Below are 17068 nucleotides of genomic sequence, written 5' to 3' on the forward strand. Positions count from 1 at the left end.
CGCACGTGCCCGTCGACGCGCCCGACCACCGGCTTCGGCAGCTCCAGCATCCGGCGCAGCAGCCCGGTCAGCGCCTCGGGCGGCGGCGGGTCGCGCAGGTCCGCGCCGGCGCAGAAGGTGGAGCCGGTGTGGGTGAGCACCACCGCCCGTACCTCGTCGTCCTCGGCGCAGTCCTCGAGCAGGCCTGCCAGCCGCCCGACCAGGGCGGCGGACAGGGCATTGCGGTTGGCCGGCGAGTCGAGGACGAGCGTGGCGACGCCCCGCTCGTCCGACCGCCGCACCAGGTCCGGGGGTGTGTCCGTCATGCGCGTCCTTTCGTGCTCATGCTCGTTCCCTCAGTTCGCGCCGCAGGATCTTGCCGCTGACCGCGCGCGGCACGGCGTCGACGAAGGTGACCCGCCGCACCCGCTTGTACGGGGCGACGCGTTCGGCCACGTGGGCCGTCACCTCCGCCTCGGTGAGCGCCTCGGACCCGGCCTGGCGGACCACGAAGGCGGCCGGGACCTCGTTGGCGTCGTCGTCGTACACGCCGATCACCGCCGCGTCGGCGATGCCGGGGTGGGTGAGCAGCAGGGCCTCCAGCTCGGCCGGGGCGACCTGGTAGCCCTTGTACTTGATCAGTTCCTTGACCCGGTCGACGACGAAGAGCCAGCCGGCCTCGTCGATCCGGCCGACGTCGCCGGTGTGCAGCCAGCCGTCGGCGTCGATCATCGCGGCGGTGGCGTCGGGGCGGCCGAGGTAGCCCTTCATCACCTGCGGGCCGCGGATGAGGATCTCGCCCGTCTCCCCGGCGGCGAGGTCCTTGCCGGGGTCGTCCAGCGAGACGATCCGCATCTCGGTGCCCGCGATGAGCTTGCCGACGGTTCCGGGCGGCGCGTCCCCGGAGAAGGGCGGCACCACGTGGGTGCCGGGCGACAGTTCCGTCATGCCGTAGGCCTGGCCGACCGACGACACCCCGAGCCGGGCCCGGCACGCCTCCGCCAGTTCCGCGTCCAGCGGGGCGGCGGCGCTGATGACGTAGCGCACCGAGGACAGGTCGTAGCCGTCCACCGCCGGGTGCTTGGCGAGGGCCAGCACGATCGGCGGGGCGACGTACAGCGCGGTGATGCGGTGCTTCTCGATCGCCGCGAGGAAGCCGTCCAGTTCGAAGCGGGGCAGCACCACCACGGTGCCGCCCTGCTTGAGCGGGGCGTTCATCAGGGCGGTCAGGCCGTAGATGTGAAAAAACGGCAAAACTGCCAAAATCCGCTCGCCCTCCCCGGTGGGCACCGCCGGCTCCAGCTGCGCCAGGTTGGTGGCGATCGACCGGTGGGTGAGCATCACGCCCTTGGGCGTCCCGGTGGTGCCCGACGAGTACGGCAGGGCGGCGACGTCCCGCACCGGGTCGATCTCCACCCGCGGTTCGGGGGCGGTGGTGCCGAGGAAGTCCATCAGCGAACGGTGCCCCGGGGCGGTGTCGCAGACGAAGATCTCCGCGACGCCGCCCGCGAGTTCGGCGGCCGCCCGCGCGGTCTCCAGCAGCGGGGAGACGGTGACGATCCAGCGGGCCGCGGAGTCGGTGAGCTGCTTGGCGAACTCCTCGGCGGTGGCCAGCGGGTGCACGGTGGTGACGGCGGCGCCGGCCCGGGTCGCCGCGTAGAAGGCGATCGGGAAGGCGACCGTGTTGGGGCTGTGCAGGGCGAGGACGTCGCCCTTGACGACGCCCGCCTCCGCCAGGCCGGCCGCCACCTTGCGGTGGAAGGCGTCGACCTGGGCGTAGGTGAGGGTCATGCCGTTCACCCCGTCGATCAGGGCGGGGGTGTCGCCGCGTTCGGCGGCCCGGCCGAGCACCGCGTCGTGGATGGGCTCCTCGACGGCGGGGACATCTGCGTACTCGCTGCGGAACATGAAGGCTCCTTGTCGCACGACGCTGTGCTCGCCTCCCCTTGAGGCGTGGCCGCCAAATATGGCCATGTCAGTAGGACTTGGGAAGACCCAGCGTCTGGTGCGAGACGAAGTTGAGGATCATCTCCCGGCTGACCGGGGCGATCCGGGCCACCCGTGAGGCGTTGACCAGCGAGGCGAGGCCGAACTCCTTGGTGAGGCCGTTGCCGCCGAGGGTGTGGACGGCGGTGTCCACCGCCTTCACGCAGGCCTCGCCCGCCGCGTACTTGGCCATGTTCGCCGCCTCGCCCGCGGCGAGGTCGTCGCCGGCGTCGCAGAGGTGCGCGGCCTTCTGCATCATCAGCTTGGCCGTCTCGACCTCGATGTGCGAGACCGCCAGCGGGTGCTGGACGGCCTGGTGGGCGCCGATGGGCGTCTTCCAGACCTGCCGCTCCTTGGCGTAGCCGATCGCCGCGGTGAGCGCGTAGCGGGCCATGCCGACGGCGAAGGCGGCGGTCATCACCCGCTCCGGGTTGAGCCCGGCGAACAGCTGGAGCAGGCCGGCGTCCTCGTCGCCGACCAGCGCGTCGGCGGGCAGCCGCACGTCGTCCAGGACCAGCTCGAACTGCTTCTCGGCGGCCGCGAGGTCCATGTCGAGCATGGTGCGGTGGAAGCCGGGGGTGTCGCGCGGGACGATGAACAGGGCGGGCTTGAGCTTGCCGGTGCGGGCGTCCTCGGTGCGGCCCACGATCAGGGTGGCGTCGGAGATGTCCACGCCGGAGATGAAGACCTTCCGCCCGTTGAGCACCCACTCCTCCCCGTCACGCCGGGCGGTCGTCGTGATGCGGTGGCTGTTGGAGCCGGCGTCGGGCTCGGTGATGCCGAAGGACATGATCCTGCTGCCGTCGGCGAGGCCGGGCAGCCACTCCCGCTTCTGCTCCTCGGTGCCGAACCGGGCGATGATCGTGCCGCAGATCGCCGGGGAGACCACCAGCAGGAGCAGCGGGCAGCCCGCCGCGCCGAGTTCCTCCAGCACCAGGGACAGCTCGTAGATGCCGCCGCCCCCGCCCCCGTACTCCTCGGGCAGGCTGACGCCGAGGTAGCCGAGCTTGCCCGCCTCGTTCCACAGCTCCTCGGGGCCCTTGCCCTCCTCCAGGGCCTTGGTGACGTACGCGCGGCCGTAGCGGCGGCCCAGCGCGGCGACGGCCTCCCGCAGCGCCTTGTGCTCCTCGGTCTCGATGACGACGCTCACTGGCTCTCCTCGTGGTCGGCGGTACCTTCGGCCTCTGACGGCGCTTGCTGGACGACGGCGAGCAGGGCGCCGACCTCGACCTGGCGGCCGGGTGCGGCGTGCAGCGCCGTGAGGGTGCCGGAGACGGGGGCGGTGACGCGGTGCTCCATCTTCATCGCCTCCAGCCACAGCAGCGGCTGCCCCTCGGTGACGGCGGAGCCGACGGCCAGGCCGTCGGCGACGCGGACGACGGTGCCGGGCATGGGGGCGAGCAGCGAGCCCGGCTCCCGGCGGGACCCGGGCTCGGGGAAGCGGGGCAGCTCGGTGAGGGCCGTGCCGTTGACGAAGACCCGTCCGCCCTCGTAGCGGGCCACCTCGTACCGCCGCCGCACGCCGTCCACCTCGAGGACGACCAGGCGGGCGTCGGCGTGCACCACGACCGCCCCGTCGGCCTCCGGGCCCCGGCGGGTCCAGCGGTAGGCGGCCTCGTGCTCCGTCTCCCCCACCCGGTAGCGGCGGACCTGCGGCTGCGAGGGAACGTTCCGCCAGCCGCCGCCGAACCGGGCGCCCGCGCCGGTCGTGGTCCGGGCCGAGGCGAGGGCGGCGGCCAGCGGCGCGTGCGGGTCGGCGTTCCGGCGGGTGAGCTCGGCGAGGTGCCGCTCGTAGAAGCCGGTGTCCATGCGTCCGGCGGCGAACTCCTCGTGCCGCAGCGAGCGCACCAGCAGGTCCCGGTTGGTGACCGGCCCGTGCACGGCGGCCCGCTCCAGCGCCCCGGCCAGCTTGCGGACCGCCTCGGCGCGGGTGGGCGCGTGGGCGACCACCTTGGCGAGCATCGGGTCGTAGTGGACGCCGACCGCGTCGCCGTCGGCGAACCCGGTGTCCACCCGCACGCCGGCGGCCCGGGCGGCCTCGTCCAGCCCGATGCGGTGCAGCACCCCGGTCTGCGGGGCCCAGCCGCGCGCCGGGTCCTCGGCGTACAGGCGGGCCTCCACAGCGTGCCCGCGCGGGGCGGGCGGCTCGGCCTCCAGCGCGCCGCCCTCGGCGATCCGCAGCTGGAGGGCGACCAGGTCGATGCCGAACACCTCCTCGGTGACCGGGTGTTCGACCTGGAGCCGGGTGTTCATCTCCAGGAAGTGCGCCCGGCCGTCGGCGACCAGGAACTCCACCGTGCCCGCGCCCACGTAGTCGACGGCCCGCGCCGCCCGGACGGCCAGTTCGTGGAGCTCGTCGACCAGCTCGGGCGGGAGCCCGGGGGCCGGGGCCTCCTCGACCACCTTCTGGTGGCGGCGCTGCAGCGAGCAGTCCCGGGTGCCCAGCGCCCACACCGTGCCGTGGGTGTCGGCCAGCACCTGCACCTCGACGTGGCGGCCGCCCTCCACGTAGGGCTCGACGAACACCTCGTCGTCGCCGAACGCGCTCAGCGCCTCGGCCCGGGCGGCGGTCAGCCCGGCCTCCAGGTCGGCCAGCCGGCGCACGACGCGCATGCCGCGGCCGCCGCCACCGGCCGCCGCCTTCACCAGCACCGGCAGGTCCGCCTCGCCGACCTCGGCGAGCGGGGCCAGCCCCATCAGCTCCTTGGCCCGCGTCTTGGACGCCATCGCCTCGACGGCCTCCGGCGACGGCCCGATCCACACCAGCCCGGCGTCCAGCACCTGGCGGGCGAAGTCCGGGTTCTCGGACAGGAAGCCGTACCCCGGGTGCACCGCGTCCGCGCCGGCCGCCAGGGCGGCCTTCACGATCAGGTCGCCGCGCAGGTAGGTGTCCGCGGGCGACGACCCCGGCAGCCGGACCGCCTCGTCGGCGGTGCGGGTGTGCAGCGCCCCGGCGTCGGCGTCGGAGTGCACGGCGACGGTGCGCACGCCCAGCCGGGCGCAGGTCCGGAAGACCCGGCAGGCGATCTCGCCCCGGTTGGCGACCAATACCTTGGAGATCACGGAGATCACAGCAGTTCCCTCACATCCGGAAGACGCCGAAGCCGCCGCGCACGCCCTCGTAGGGGGCCGTGTGGATCGCGGACAGGCAGATGCCCAGCACGGTCCGGGTGTCGCGCGGGTCGATCACCCCGTCGTCGTAGAGCCGCCCGGACAGGAACATCGGCAGCGACTCGGCCTCGATCTGCTGCTCGACCATGGCACGCAGCGCCTTGTCGCCCTCCTCGTCGTAGGGCTGCCCCTTCGCCGCGGCGGACTGGCGCATCACGATGGAGAGCACACCGGCCAGCTGCTGCGGGCCCATCACCGCGGACTTGGCGCTCGGCCAGGCGAACAGGAACCGCGGGTCGTACGCCCGCCCGCACATGCCGTAGTGGCCGGCCCCGTAGGAGGCGCCCATCAGCACCGACAGGTGCGGGACCTTCGAGTTCGACACCGCGTTGATCATCATCGCGCCGTGCTTGATGATGCCGCCCTGTTCGTACTCCTTGCCGACCATGTAGCCGGTGGTGTTGTGCAGGAACAGCAGCGGGATGTCGCGCTGGTTGGCGAGCTGGATGAACTGGGCGGCCTTCTGCGACTCGGCGCTGAACAGCACGCCCTGCGCGTTGGCCAGGATGCCGACCGGATAACCGTGCAGGGTGGCCCAGCCGGTGGTCAGGCTGGTGCCGTACAGCGGCTTGAACTCGTCGAAGTCGGAGCCGTCGACGATCCGGGCGATCACCTCGCGTGGGTCGAACGGCGTGCGCAGGTCCTCCGGGACGATGCCCAGCAGTTCCTCGGGGTCGTACTTCGGCGGCTCGACGGACGCCGGGTCGGGGTCCGGGTGCGCCTTGCGGTGGTTGAGGCGGGCGACCACCCGCCGGGCCTGCCGGATCGCGTCCCGCTCGTCGACGGCGAAGTAGTCGGCGAGGCCGGAGGAGCGGGCGTGCATCTCGGCGCCGCCCAGCGACTCGTCGTCGCTCTCCTCGCCGGTGGCCATCTTCACCAGCGGCGGACCGCCGAGGAAGACCTTCGACTGCTCCTTCACCATGATCACGTGGTCGGACATCCCGGGGATGTACGCGCCGCCCGCGGTCGAGTTGCCGAGGACCACGGCGACGGTCGGGATGCCGGCCGCGGAGAGCCGGGTCAGGTCGCGGAAGACCTGGCCGCCGGGGATGAAGATCTCCTTCTGGGAGGGCAGGTCGGCCCCGCCGGACTCCACCATCGTCACCACCGGCAGCCGGTTGGCCAGCGCGATGTCGTTGGCCCGCAGCGCCTTCCTCAGCCCCCACGGGTTGGTCGCGCCGCCGCGCACCGTCGGGTCGTTGGCGGTGATCAGACACTCCACGCCCTCGACCACGCCGATCCCGGTGACCATCGAGGCGCCCACCGGGTGGTCGCTGCCCCAGGCGGCCAGCGGCGACAGTTCGAGGAAGGGGGTGTCCGGGTCGACGAGGAGCTCGATGCGCTCCCGGGCCAGCAGCTTGCCGCGCCTGCGGTGCCGGGCGACGTACTTCTCGCCGCCGCCCGCCAGCGCCTTGGCGTGCTCGGCGTCCAGCGCCGCGAGCTTCTCCAGCAGCGCGGCGCGGTGGGCCGCGTACTCGGGGCTGTCGGTGTCCAGGGCCGTGGGCAGCACGGTCACAGCAGGGCCTCCGGTATGTCCAGGTGGCGGGCGCGCAGCCACTCCCCGAGCGCCTTGGCCTGCGGGTCGAATCGGTGCTGCGCGGCCACGCCCTCGCCGAGGATCCCCCCGACGGTGAAGTTGAGCGCGCGCAGGTTCGGGAGCGCGTGCCGGGTGACGGGGAGCGCCGCGGTCTCCGGCAGCAACTCCTTGAACCGCTCGACGGTGAGGGTGTGGGCGAGCCAGCGCCACGCCTCGTCGCCGCGGGCCCATACGCCGACGTTGGCGTCGCCGCCCTTGTCGCCGCTGCGGGCCCCGGCCACCAGGCCCAGCGGGGCCCGGCGCACCGGACCGGGGTCGGGCGGCGCGGGCAGCGGCGGCTCGTCCACCGCGGCGAGCTCCCGCGTGTCGGATGCCGGCGGCACCCTCTCGCGGGTGCCGTCCGGCAGCACGGCGACGTGCTCGACCTCGCCCTGCGGGACGTAGGCGGCCGAGAAGGCGCCGTAGGGCGCGCCCTTGCCCGGCGGGGCGGTGACGTGGAAGCCGGGGTAGCTGGCCAGGGCGAGCTCGACGCCCGCGCTGCTGAGCGTCCGGCCGACGGCCTGCTGGTCGGGGTCGCGGACCACCAGGCGCAGCACGGCGCTCGCGGTCTCCTCGGTGGCCGCGTCGGGCCGGTCGGTGCGCGCCAGCTCCCAGGAGACGTGCGCGGGGCGGGACGCGGCCCGCTCCAGCGCGTCCTCCATCTGCGCCCGCACCAGCGCGGCCTTGCGTTCCACGTCCAGGCCGGTGAGCACGAACTCGAGCTGGTTGCGGAACCCGCCGAAGCGGTTGACGCCCACCTTGAGCGTGGGCGGCGGGGCCTCACCGCGCACGCCGCTGATGCGGACCCGGTCGGGACCGTCCTGGGCGAGGGTGACGGTGTCCAGCCGGGCGGTGACGTCCGGCCCGGCGTACCGGGGGCCGCCCGTCTCGTAGAGCAGCTGCGCGGTGACCGTGCCGACGTCGACGACGCCGCCGGTGCCGGGGTGCTTGGTGATCACGGAGCTGCCGTCGGCGTGGATCTCCGCCAGCGGGAAGCCGGGGCGGACCAGGCGATGGGGGTCGAGGTCGCCGAAGAAGGCGTAGTTGCCGCCGGTGGCCTGCGCGCCGCACTCCAGCACGTGCCCGGCGACGACGGCGCCGGCGAGGGCGTCGTGGTAGGCGGGGGTCCAGCCGAAGTGGGCGGCGGCCGGGCCGGTGACCAGGGCGGCGTCGGTGACCCGGCCGGTGACCACCACGTCGGCGCCGGCCAGCAGGCAGGCCGCGATGCCGAAGCCGCCGAGGTAGGCGTGGGCGGCCAGCGCGCCGGGGTGCGACACGGTGAGGTCGTCGCCCTCGACGTGGGCGACGCGGACGGCGAGCCCGAGGCGCCCGGCCAGCTCCCGGACGCGCGCCGCCAGCCCGGCGGGGTTGAGCCCGCCCGCATTGACGACGATCCGCACGCCGCGCTCGTGGGCGAGGCCCAGGCACTCCTCCAGCTGGCGCAGGAAGGTGCGGGCGTAGCCGGCCTCGGGGTCCTTGAGCCGGTCGCGGCCCAGGATCAGCATGGTGAGTTCGGCGAGGTAGTCGCCGGTGAGGACGTCGAGCTCGCCGCCGGTGAGCATCTCGCGCATCGCGTCGAAGCGGTCGCCGTAGAAACCGGAGGCGTTGCCGATGCGCAGGGGCCGGATGTGCGGGGGTGCAGGGCTCACGCGCGCTCCTCCTTCGGCCCGCGCCCGCCGCCGGGGGGTCCGGCGAAGCACTGGGCGACGTCCAGCCAGCGGTCGGCGTCCGGGCCGTCGGCGCGCAGGTCCAGGTCGGCGCGGTGTGCGCGCTGCGTCACCAGGCGGCAGAAGTCCGGCCCCGACCCGGTGACCCGCTGCGAGGCGTCCTCCGGCCCGGAGGTCCACACCTCGCCGTCGGGGAACTCCAGCTCCAGCCGGAACTCCTCCCGCGGCACCGGCAGCCCGTTCACCAGGAACGCGAAGTCGCGGGTGCGCGCGCCCAGCCGGGCGATGTGCCGCAGCCGGCGGGTGGGGCGCCGCTCGACGCCGAGGGCGTCCGCGACGTCCTGGCCGTGCGCCCAGGTCTCCATCAGCCGGGCGGTGGCCATGGAGGCGGCGGACATGGGCGGCCCGAACCAGGGGATCTTCGTCCCGCGCGGCACCTCGCGCAGCGCCGCCTCCAACGCGGCACGGCTCTCCCGCCAGGCCCCCAGCACCTCGGCCGGCGGCCTGCTCGCGCCCAGCGCGGCCTGCGCGTCCATGTAACCGTCGGTGTCCGCGAGGGCCCGCTGGACCTCGGCGTCGAACGCCTCCCTGTCACCGATCGCGGCCAGCGCGGCCCGGTCGGTCCACGCCAGGTGGGCGATCTGGTGCGCGACGCTCCAGCCCGGCGCGGGCGTGGGCGCCGCCCACCGGTCGTCGTCCAACCCGGCCACCAGGGCGTCGAGTGCGGCCGACTCCTCACGCATGTCGTCGATCACCGACGTCGTCGGATCGTCCATCGCGGGGTCCTGCTCCCTCCGGGCACGGCGGTGTGCGGGGTGGTGCGCCTCGGAGCATGGCAGCGGGACGGGAATCAATCAAGCGTGCTTGCTTGATTTTTCCGCGGCGGTCACACGGACCCGCCGAGTTCCCACACGCCGACGATCTGCTCTCCGGAGAGCTCGCCCGTCCGCCGGAAGCCCAGCCGCAGGTAGAACTCCTCCGGCCCGTCCTCCCCCGGCTCCCAGGTCACGTAGAACCGCGACCCGCCCCTGCGCCGGATCTCCTCCGCGACCGCCCGCACCGCGAACGCGCCGTAGCCGCGCCGCTGTTGGTCCGCCGCGATGTTCAGCCGCCACAGCCCGGACCGGACGTCGCCGCGGCTGCCGTCGCCGCGCCAGTCGATGTCCAGGAACGCCATCAGGAACCCGACGGCCCGGTCGCCGTCGCGGATCAGCCGGGGCCACGCGGCCTCCGGGTACAGATAGGCCTCCGCCAGCGACTTGACCACCGGCGCGACCAACCGGCGCTGCGCGGGGGCGACTTCGATACCGATCGCGGTGTCGAAGTTCTCCGGCGTGATCGGCTCCAGCCTCAACTGCGGTTCGCTCGTGTCACTCATGCGCGCACCCTAGGCAGTCCTCCGTCCCCGACCCCAGGCATTTTCGGCGGGCCACCGCGTACCGTGGCCGGAGTGCCTTCGCCCACAGGAGGTTCCGATGCCCGCCGGCGTACTCGCCGGACAAGAGACCAGCGGAGGGCCCCAGTTGACGGATCTGACGACCACGGTGACCTGGGTCGACGTACGCGAGAGGCTGCCGCGGGCCGGTCAGCCGGTCGCCGCCGCGATCACGGGACGCTACCCGTTCGAGAGCCCCGACTCCGACGCGGCGCCGGGTGAGGCGTACTGGCTGGTGATGACGATGCACTTCGCCGACTGGCACGAGACCGAGGACGGAGCGGCCCATCACGACTGCTTCGTCGACTCCGACCGGATCGTGCGCTTCCCGTACTCCCCGGACAGCGGCGAGGGCGTGACGCACTGGGCGGCGCTTCCCGCGCTGCCCGGTCAGGCGACGCGCTTCCTCGACGGGGACGACGTGCGGCCGGCCCTGCGACACGTCCAGTCCTGAGCCTCTTCGCCGATGCGCAGGGCCAGGTCCTCTCCCTCCGCTCGCCGCACACCCGCCGACGCCCCGCGCCCCCACGCATCGCCCGCCCACAACGCGTACGGGGACAGTGGAAAGTCGACCGAGGACCCGGACGGCTACCGGCTGGTCCTGTCCACGCGGGACTGGTCCACCACGCTCTCCTGAGGCGTCCCCTCAAAGACCGCCTCCGCGGTCGGCGCGGTGACGGCCCGCGCGAGCCACATGCGCAGGACGTCCAGGTCCGCGCAGTCCTCGATGCGCTTGCGCACCTCGTCCGACACCTTCAGACAGCGCTGCTCGAGCACGAGCAGAACGCTTTCCGCCCTCGCCCTCGCCGATGCCTCGGCGCGTCCCTCGGCGCGACCCTCGGCGCGACCCTCGGCACGCCCCTCGGCCAGCCCTTCGGCGCGAGCCTCGTCCCGGAGTTCCTCGAACAGCCACGAGCGGTAGAAGGAAGTGTCGACCATAAGGAGCTCCTTCCAGAGCTGCTTCGCCCGGGCGTTCCTGAGGCCTTGGGCTGTGTACTCGACGACCTGGCTGCCTTCGTTCTCCGGAACGTCACGGAGGGCACGGGACAGGGCCTTCAGTATGTCATCAATGTCCGGTTCCGCGGCGTGCGTGATGGCCGAGAGCGTCGCCATGTAGATGTCTTCCCTCGCCTGCCGCGGGTCGGCGATGACGGGCGTGTTGTGCGGTCCGACGACCAGGGGACGCACGGTGAGCGTGGGCATGAAGGCGAACCCGCTGGTCACCGGCCGCTGCGCCCAGGCCGCCGTCCTGCGGTCCTGACAGACCACCATGAGGTGCGTGGGGATCCGGTACTTGCTCCAGAGGTAACTCACGTAGTACGCCCAGCTCGCGGGCTTGGCGGGGTCCGGTCTCCCCTGCGCCTCGACGGCGAGGAGGAACGGCCCCTCGGTCTCCGTCTCGAAGCGGATGAGGGTGTCGATCCTTCGCTCGATCGCGGCCGTCTCGGTCACGTCGGGACATTCGACGGTCGCCTTCGTCGGAGGCGGGAGGTCGAAGCCCAGCCGGGCCGACAGGCGGTAGAAGAGGTCCGGGTGGTCCCGGAAGATGCGATGCAGCGCTTCGTGCGCCGAGCTGACCATGGCGTCCCTTGCGGTCGGCCCGCGCCGAAGGCTCGGACGGGCTGGGGGTCATGACTCGGAGCGTAGGCCGCCAAAAATAGCTGCGACCTGCACGATCACCCGATGCGGGGAGCTACCGGTGGTACGGGCGTGGGTCGCCGAGCGGGCACGGTAGGGGGCCGGAGCCGGTCAGCCCAGGTCGGGTTCCTTCGTGGTGCGGATCGCGCCGACCTGGGTGCGGACCGCGCCCATGCTCGCGGCGACGACCAGGCCGATGGCCGCCGCCTGGGCGGCGCCGAGGGTCTGGTGGAGGATCAGGAAGCCGGCCAGGGCGGCCACCGCGGGTTCCAGGCTCATCAGGATGGAGAACGCGGCGGCCGGGAGCGAGCGCAGGGCGATCAGTTCGAGGGTGTACGGGAGGACGGAGGACAGCACCGCTACGCCCGCGCCGAGGCCGACCGTCACCGGGTCGAGGAGTTCGGCGCCCGCCGAGCCGATGCCCAGCGGGAGGATCAGCAGCGTGGCAAGACCCATCGCGATGGCCAGCCCGTCGGCCTGCGGGAAGCGGCGGCCGGTGCGGGCACTGAAGACGATGTAGCCCGCCCACATCGCGCCGGCGCCGAGGGCGTACGCGACGCCCACCGGGTCGAGGCCGGAGAAGTCGCCGCCGCCGAGCAGGAAGACGCCGGCCAGCGCCAGCCCCGCCCACAGCAGGCTCACCACGCGCCGTGAGGCGATCACCGACAGGGCCAGCGGGCCCAGCACCTCCAGGGTGACCGCCGGGCCCAGCGGGATCCGGTCGGCAGCCTGGTAGAAGAGGCCGTTCATGCCGGCCAGCGTTCCCGCGAAGGCGATCACCGTGCCCCAGTCGGCGCGGGAGTGGCCGCGCAGCCGGGGACGGCAGAAGACCAGGAGCAGCGCCGCCGCGACCACCAGACGGATGGCGACCACGCCCAGTGCGCTGGTGCGGTCCATCAGGTTCACGGCCAGCGCGCTGCCGAACTGCACGGAGACGACCCCGCCCATCACCAGGCCCACGGGGCCAAGCGCCCTCCGCGACCCGGCGGCCGAACCTGCGGCGGGCCCGGCGGCGGGCCCGGCGGCGGGCACGGGCGCCTCGCCGGCGCCGGAGGCCGTGGCGCCCGCGAGGGGCCGGTCGGTGCGGGGTGCGTTCACGGTGCCGTCCTGGTGCGAGGGGTGCGAGGGGTACGAATGGGTCCTTCGGGACCAGCACGAGGTTACGGGCGGGCCGTCATCCGCGTAAAGCGGGTTCAGTCCTTACCGGACCGTCCCTCGTCCAGTGCCTCCGCCAGCACCTCCGCCAGGTGACGGGCGGGGCGGCGCGCGAGGTGGTCGAGCTGGGTGCGGCAGGACCAGCCGTCGGCGAGCAGCTCCGCCCCCTCCCCCGCAGCGCGGACGGCGGGCAGCAGCTGCTCCTCGGCGCAGGCGACGGACACCTCGTGGTGGCCGCGCGTGAAGCCGAAGTCGCCGGCCAGGCCGCAGCAGCCGCCGGAGAGGTCACCGCTGAGGCCGGCCGCCTCGCGCAGCCGGCGTTCGGCGGCGTCACCGAGGACGGCGTGCTGGTGGCAGTGGGTCTGGCCGGCCACCGGGCGGTCGAGGCGGGGCGGCGTCCAGTCGGGCGCGTACCGCTCCAGGGCCTCGGCGAAGGTGACCACGGCGTCCGCCAGCCGTGCCGCGCGCGGGTCGGCGCCCAGCAGCTCGGGCAGGTCGCCGCGCAGCGCCGCCGCGCAGCTCGGCTCCAGGACGACGACCGGCAGGCCCGCGTCGAGCACCGGTTCCATCAGGTCCAGCGTGCGGCGCAGCACCGCCCTGGCCCGGTCGAGCTGGCCGGTGGAGAGGTAGGTGAGCCCGCAGCAGACCCGGCCGCGGCGACGCACGGCGGAGGTCAGGACGGCCAGGGCGCCGCGCGCGCCGGTGGTGCGTCCGTCGGCGATCCGCGGGCCGCCCGGCCGGAGCACCGGGGGCGGCGTCACCGTCAGCCCGGCGGCCTCCAGCACCCTGACGGCGGACCGGCCGACGGACGGCGACAGGTACTCCGTGAAGGTGTCCGGCCAGAGCACCACCGTCCGCGACTCCCGCCGGTCGACGCCGGTGAACCCCACCGTCGGCCCCTCCCGCGGGTCGACACCGGTGAACCCCACCGTCCGCCCCACCCGCGGGTGAACGCCGGTGCGCGGACGCCGTTCCCACCACCGGGTGAACGTCTCGCGGGCGAGGCGCGGCAGCGGCCGCTGCGGGGTGACCCCCGCCAGCCGCTTGGCCACGGCGGCGAGCGGCCGCACCGAGGCCAGCGTGTTGACGACGCCCACCAGCCGGGTGCGGGCGAGCGCCCGCAGCCACACCGGCAGCCACCCCATCGCGTAGTGCGCGGCCGGCCGACGCCGCCCCGCGTAGTGGTGGTGCAGGAACTCCGCCTTGTAGGTGGCCATGTCGACGCCCACCGGGCAGTCCGTGCGGCAGCCCTTGCAGGACAGGCAGAGGTCCAGCGCGTCGCGCACCTCCTCCGAGCGCCACCCGTCGGTGATCACCTCGCCGGCCAGCATCTCGTGCAGGAGCCGTGCCCGGCCCCGGGTGGAGTGCGCCTCCTCGCCGGTCGCCCGGAACGACGGGCACATCACCTCGCCCCCGGCCACCGTCGTCGTGCGGCACTTGGCGACGCCGACGCAGCGCCGGACCGCGGCCCGGAAGTCGCCGCCGTCGGCCGGGTAGCCGAACTCCACGTCGACCGGCTCCCGGGGCAGCACCGCGAACCGGAGGTTGGCGTCGAGCGGTTCGGGCCGGACCAGGACGCCGGGGTTGAGCAGGCCGTCGGGATCCCAGAGGTCCTTGACCCGCTCGAAGAGGCGCACCGCCTCCGCCCCGTACATCCGCTCCAGCAGCTCCGCCCGGGCCATCCCGTCGCCGTGCTCCCCCGACAGCGAGCCGCCGTGCGCCACCACCAGGTCGGCCAGTTCCTGCGAGAAGCGGCGGAACCGCGCGATCCCCGGCGCGGTCAGCAGGTCGAAGTCGATGCGGACGTGGACGCACCCGTCGCCGAAGTGCCCGTAGGGGACGCCGCGCAAGCCGTGCTCGGCGGTCAGCCGCCGGAAGTCGCGCAGGTACGCGCCCAGCCGGGCGGGCGGCACCGCACAGTCCTCCCAGCCGGGCCAGGCCTCGGTGCCGTCCGGCATCCGGGTCGCCGTGCCACTGGCGTCCTCGCGGACGCGCCACAGCACCCGCTGGGCGGCCGCGTCGGTGACCACCAGCGCGTCCAGCGCGTCGGCCGCCCGCACGATCCGCTCGACGCGCGCCCGGGCCTCGACGCCGTTGGCCCCGCCGGTCTCCACGAACAGCCAGGCCCCGCCGTGCGGCAGCCCCTCGGCGGACGGCACCAGATCGGTCGCCATGCCCTCCACGGTCAGTGGACGGTGCGCCAGCAGCTCCGGCGCTGCCTGCGCGGCGGCGGACTCGTCGGCGTACCCGAGCACCGCCAGGGCGCGGGCGGGCGGTGATTCCACCAGCCGCACGGTCGCCTCGGTGAGCACCCCGAGGGTGCCCTCGGAGCCGCAGAACGACCGCGCCACGTCCACCCCGCGCTCCGGCAGCAGCGCGTCCAGCGCATAGCCGGAGATCCGGCGCGGCAGGTCCCGCGCGAACCCGGTGCGCAGCAGCTTCAGTTCGCCGCCGATCAGTTCGCGCAGCCCGTCGGGCGCGCCCCGCCCGCCGCGGCCGAGCCCGAGGCGGGCGCCGCGGGCGGTCAGCACCTCCAGCGACTCGACGTTGTCGGCCGTGGTCCCCCAGGCCACCGAGTGGGAGCCGCAGGAGTTGTTGCCGATCATCCCGCCGAGCGTGCACCGGCCGTGCGTCGACGGATCGGGCCCGAACCGCAGGCCGTGCGGCGCGGCCGCCTCCTGCAGCCGGTCCAGCACCAGGCCGGGCTGGACGACGGCGGTACGGGCCTCGGCGTCCAGGGACACCAGGCGGTTCATGTGGCGGGTGAGGTCGAGCACGACGCCGGTGCCGGTGGCCTGCCCCGCGATCGAGGTGCCGCCGCCGCGCGGCACCACCGGCACGCCGTGCTCGCGGCAGACCTCCAGCGCCGCCGCCACGTCGTCGGCGTCCCGGGGGGCGACCACGCCCAGCGGCACCCGGCGGTAGTTGGACGCGTCCATGGTGGTCAGCGCGCGGGCGGCCGCGTCGAACGCGACCTCACCTCGCACCGCGCGGCGCAGGGCGGCCTCCAGCGGGGACGATCGCAGCTCGTGCATCTCCCCAGGATCCCCGGCGGGAGGCCGCCGGACACGTCGTCTCAGCGGCCGGACCACGTTTCGTACGGGTTTCCCGAACGGCTACGCTCGCGCTCGTGGCTGAGATCCAGATTCCCGCTGACATCAAGCCCGCCGACGGACGATTCGGCGCTGGCCCCTCCAAGGTGCGGACGGAGGCGCTGGAAGCCCTCGCCGCGACCGGCACGTCTCTGCTCGGCACGTCGCACCGCCAGGCCCCGGTCAAGAACCTGGTCGGCAAGGTGCGGGAAGGCATCCGCGAGCTGTTCTCCCTGCCCGAGGGCTACGAGGTGATCCTCGGCAACGGCGGATCCACCGCGTTCTGGGACGTCGCGACGCACGGTCTGATCGAGAACCGCTCCCAGCACCTCACCTTCGGCGAGTTCTCCTCGAAGTTCGCCAAGGCCTCCAAGCTCGCCCCGTGGCTGGGCGACCCGACGCTGGTCTCCGCGGAGCCGGGCGACCACCCCGAGGCCAAGGCCGAGGCGGGCGTCGACGTCTACGCCTTCACCCACAACGAGACCTCCACCGGTGTCGCCATGCCGATCCGCCGGGTGGCCGGCGCGGACGAGGGCGCGCTGGTGCTGGTCGACGCGACCAGCGGCGCGGGCGGTCTGCCGGTGGACGTCTCCGAGACGGACGTCTACTACTTCGCCCCGCAGAAGTCCTTCGCCTCGGACGGCGGTCTGTGGATCGGCGTGTTCTCGCCGGCCGCGCTCGAGCGCGCCGCGCGGATCCACGCGTCCGGCCGCCACATCCCCGAGTTCTTCTCGCTGCCGACGGCGATCGACAACTCGCTCAAGAACCAGACCTACAACACGCCGGCGCTGTCGACGCTGTTCCTGCTGAACGAGCAGCTGGAGTGGATCAACGGCCAGGGCGGCCTGGACTGGGCGGTCTCCCGCACGGCGAAGTCCGCGCGGAACCTGTACGGGTGGGCCGAGGCCTCCAAGTACGCGACGCCGTTCGTCGCCGACGCGGCGAAGCGGTCGCAGGTCATCGGCACGATCGACTTCGCCGAGGAGATCGACGCGGCGGCGGTGGCGAAGGTGCTGCGGGCGAACGGGATCGTGGACACGGAGCCGTACCGGAAGCTGGGGCGCAACCAGCTGCGGGTCGCGATGTTCCCGGCGATCGATCCCGCGGACGTCGCGGCGCTCACTGCCTGCGTCGACCACGTCATCGACCACCTCTGACCCTCCCCGCATCCCCGAAACGCCGCGTTCCCCGGAACGCGGCGTTTCGCGTTCCCCGGCCCCCGCCCCCGAACGGCCAGCGGTGCGGATGCCCGCAGGGGGTGCGGACACGCAAGTGGTGCGGGTGCCCGCAGGGGTGCGGGTGCCCGCAGGGGTGCGGAACGACAGTGGTGCGGCGGCGGGCGGTGCCGTTACGCCGCGTGGGGGTAAGG

At 74.0% G+C, this 17068-nt stretch carries 13 protein-coding genes; 2 read left to right on the forward strand and 11 right to left on the reverse strand.

What is annotated here, in order from left to right:
• The 8 genes from ACOV8S_RS01205 to ACOV8S_RS01240 form a co-directional block, all read right to left on the reverse strand.
• Window positions 1-305, reverse strand: a 305-nt coding sequence (locus ACOV8S_RS01205; RefSeq protein WP_448315429.1) for an enoyl-CoA hydratase-related protein, incomplete at its 3' end; no start/stop codon positions are given.
• 16 nt (window positions 306-321) lie between these two features.
• The gene (locus tag ACOV8S_RS01210; RefSeq protein WP_448315431.1) at window positions 322-1887 is read right to left on the reverse strand and encodes a 4-coumarate--CoA ligase family protein; all 1566 of its coding nucleotides are present in this window, start codon (window positions 1885-1887) and stop codon (window positions 322-324) included.
• A 67-nt stretch (window positions 1888-1954) separates the two neighbouring features.
• A complete protein-coding gene (locus ACOV8S_RS01215; protein WP_448315433.1) occupies window positions 1955-3115 on the reverse strand; it encodes an acyl-CoA dehydrogenase family protein in 1161 nt (386 codons plus the stop codon).
• Complete coding sequence (locus ACOV8S_RS01220) at window positions 3112-5028, reverse strand: acetyl/propionyl/methylcrotonyl-CoA carboxylase subunit alpha (protein WP_448315667.1); 1917 nt, start codon at window positions 5026-5028, stop codon at window positions 3112-3114. Before ACOV8S_RS01220 ends, ACOV8S_RS01215 begins: the two co-directional genes overlap by 4 nt.
• Before the next feature lie 19 nt (window positions 5029-5047).
• Window positions 5048-6652 (reverse strand): acyl-CoA carboxylase subunit beta, encoded by a 1605-nt coding sequence (locus ACOV8S_RS01225; RefSeq protein ID WP_448315434.1) that lies wholly within the window; start codon window positions 6650-6652, stop codon window positions 5048-5050.
• On the reverse strand, window positions 6649-8340 hold the full coding sequence (locus ACOV8S_RS01230) for an acyclic terpene utilization AtuA family protein (RefSeq protein WP_448315668.1): 1692 nt from the start codon (window positions 8338-8340) through the stop codon (window positions 6649-6651). The genes ACOV8S_RS01225 and ACOV8S_RS01230 overlap by 4 nt, the downstream gene beginning before the upstream one ends.
• A gap of 17 nt (window positions 8341-8357) precedes the next feature.
• Window positions 8358-9155 (reverse strand): TIGR03084 family metal-binding protein, encoded by a 798-nt coding sequence (locus ACOV8S_RS01235; RefSeq protein ID WP_448315436.1) that lies wholly within the window; start codon window positions 9153-9155, stop codon window positions 8358-8360.
• 110 nt (window positions 9156-9265) lie between these two features.
• Window positions 9266-9757: a GNAT family N-acetyltransferase gene (locus ACOV8S_RS01240; protein ID WP_448315438.1), complete on the reverse strand. Its 492-nt coding sequence runs from the start codon at window positions 9755-9757 to the stop codon at window positions 9266-9268.
• A gap of 97 nt (window positions 9758-9854) precedes the next feature.
• On the opposite strand from ACOV8S_RS01240, the gene ACOV8S_RS01245 reads away from it, so the two are divergent.
• Entirely contained in the window at window positions 9855-10268 is a 414-nt protein-coding gene (locus ACOV8S_RS01245) for an AQJ64_40280 family protein (RefSeq protein ID WP_448315440.1), read from the forward strand.
• 134 nt (window positions 10269-10402) lie between these two features.
• Here ACOV8S_RS01245 and ACOV8S_RS01250 read toward each other — a convergent pair whose 3' ends face one another.
• The 3 genes from ACOV8S_RS01250 to ACOV8S_RS01260 form a co-directional block, all read right to left on the reverse strand.
• On the reverse strand, window positions 10403-11395 hold the full coding sequence (locus tag ACOV8S_RS01250) for a hypothetical protein (protein WP_448315442.1): 993 nt from the start codon (window positions 11393-11395) through the stop codon (window positions 10403-10405).
• Window positions 11396-11563: 168 nt separating this feature from the next.
• Window positions 11564-12550 carry an EamA family transporter gene (locus ACOV8S_RS01255; protein ID WP_448315444.1) on the reverse strand — a complete coding sequence of 329 codons (987 nt, stop codon included), beginning with the start codon at window positions 12548-12550 and terminating at the stop codon, window positions 11564-11566.
• A gap of 95 nt (window positions 12551-12645) precedes the next feature.
• On the reverse strand, window positions 12646-15642 hold the full coding sequence (locus ACOV8S_RS01260) for an FAD-binding and (Fe-S)-binding domain-containing protein (RefSeq protein WP_448315446.1): 2997 nt from the start codon (window positions 15640-15642) through the stop codon (window positions 12646-12648).
• Between the two features lie 95 nt (window positions 15643-15737).
• Here ACOV8S_RS01260 and serC point away from each other — a divergent pair, with 95 nt between their 5' ends.
• Complete coding sequence (gene serC / locus ACOV8S_RS01265) at window positions 15738-16856, forward strand: phosphoserine transaminase (protein WP_448315448.1); 1119 nt, start codon at window positions 15738-15740, stop codon at window positions 16854-16856.
• The last annotated feature ends 212 nt before the right edge of the window (window positions 16857-17068 follow it).

Source organism: Streptomyces sp. CO7 (genome assembly GCF_053474865.1).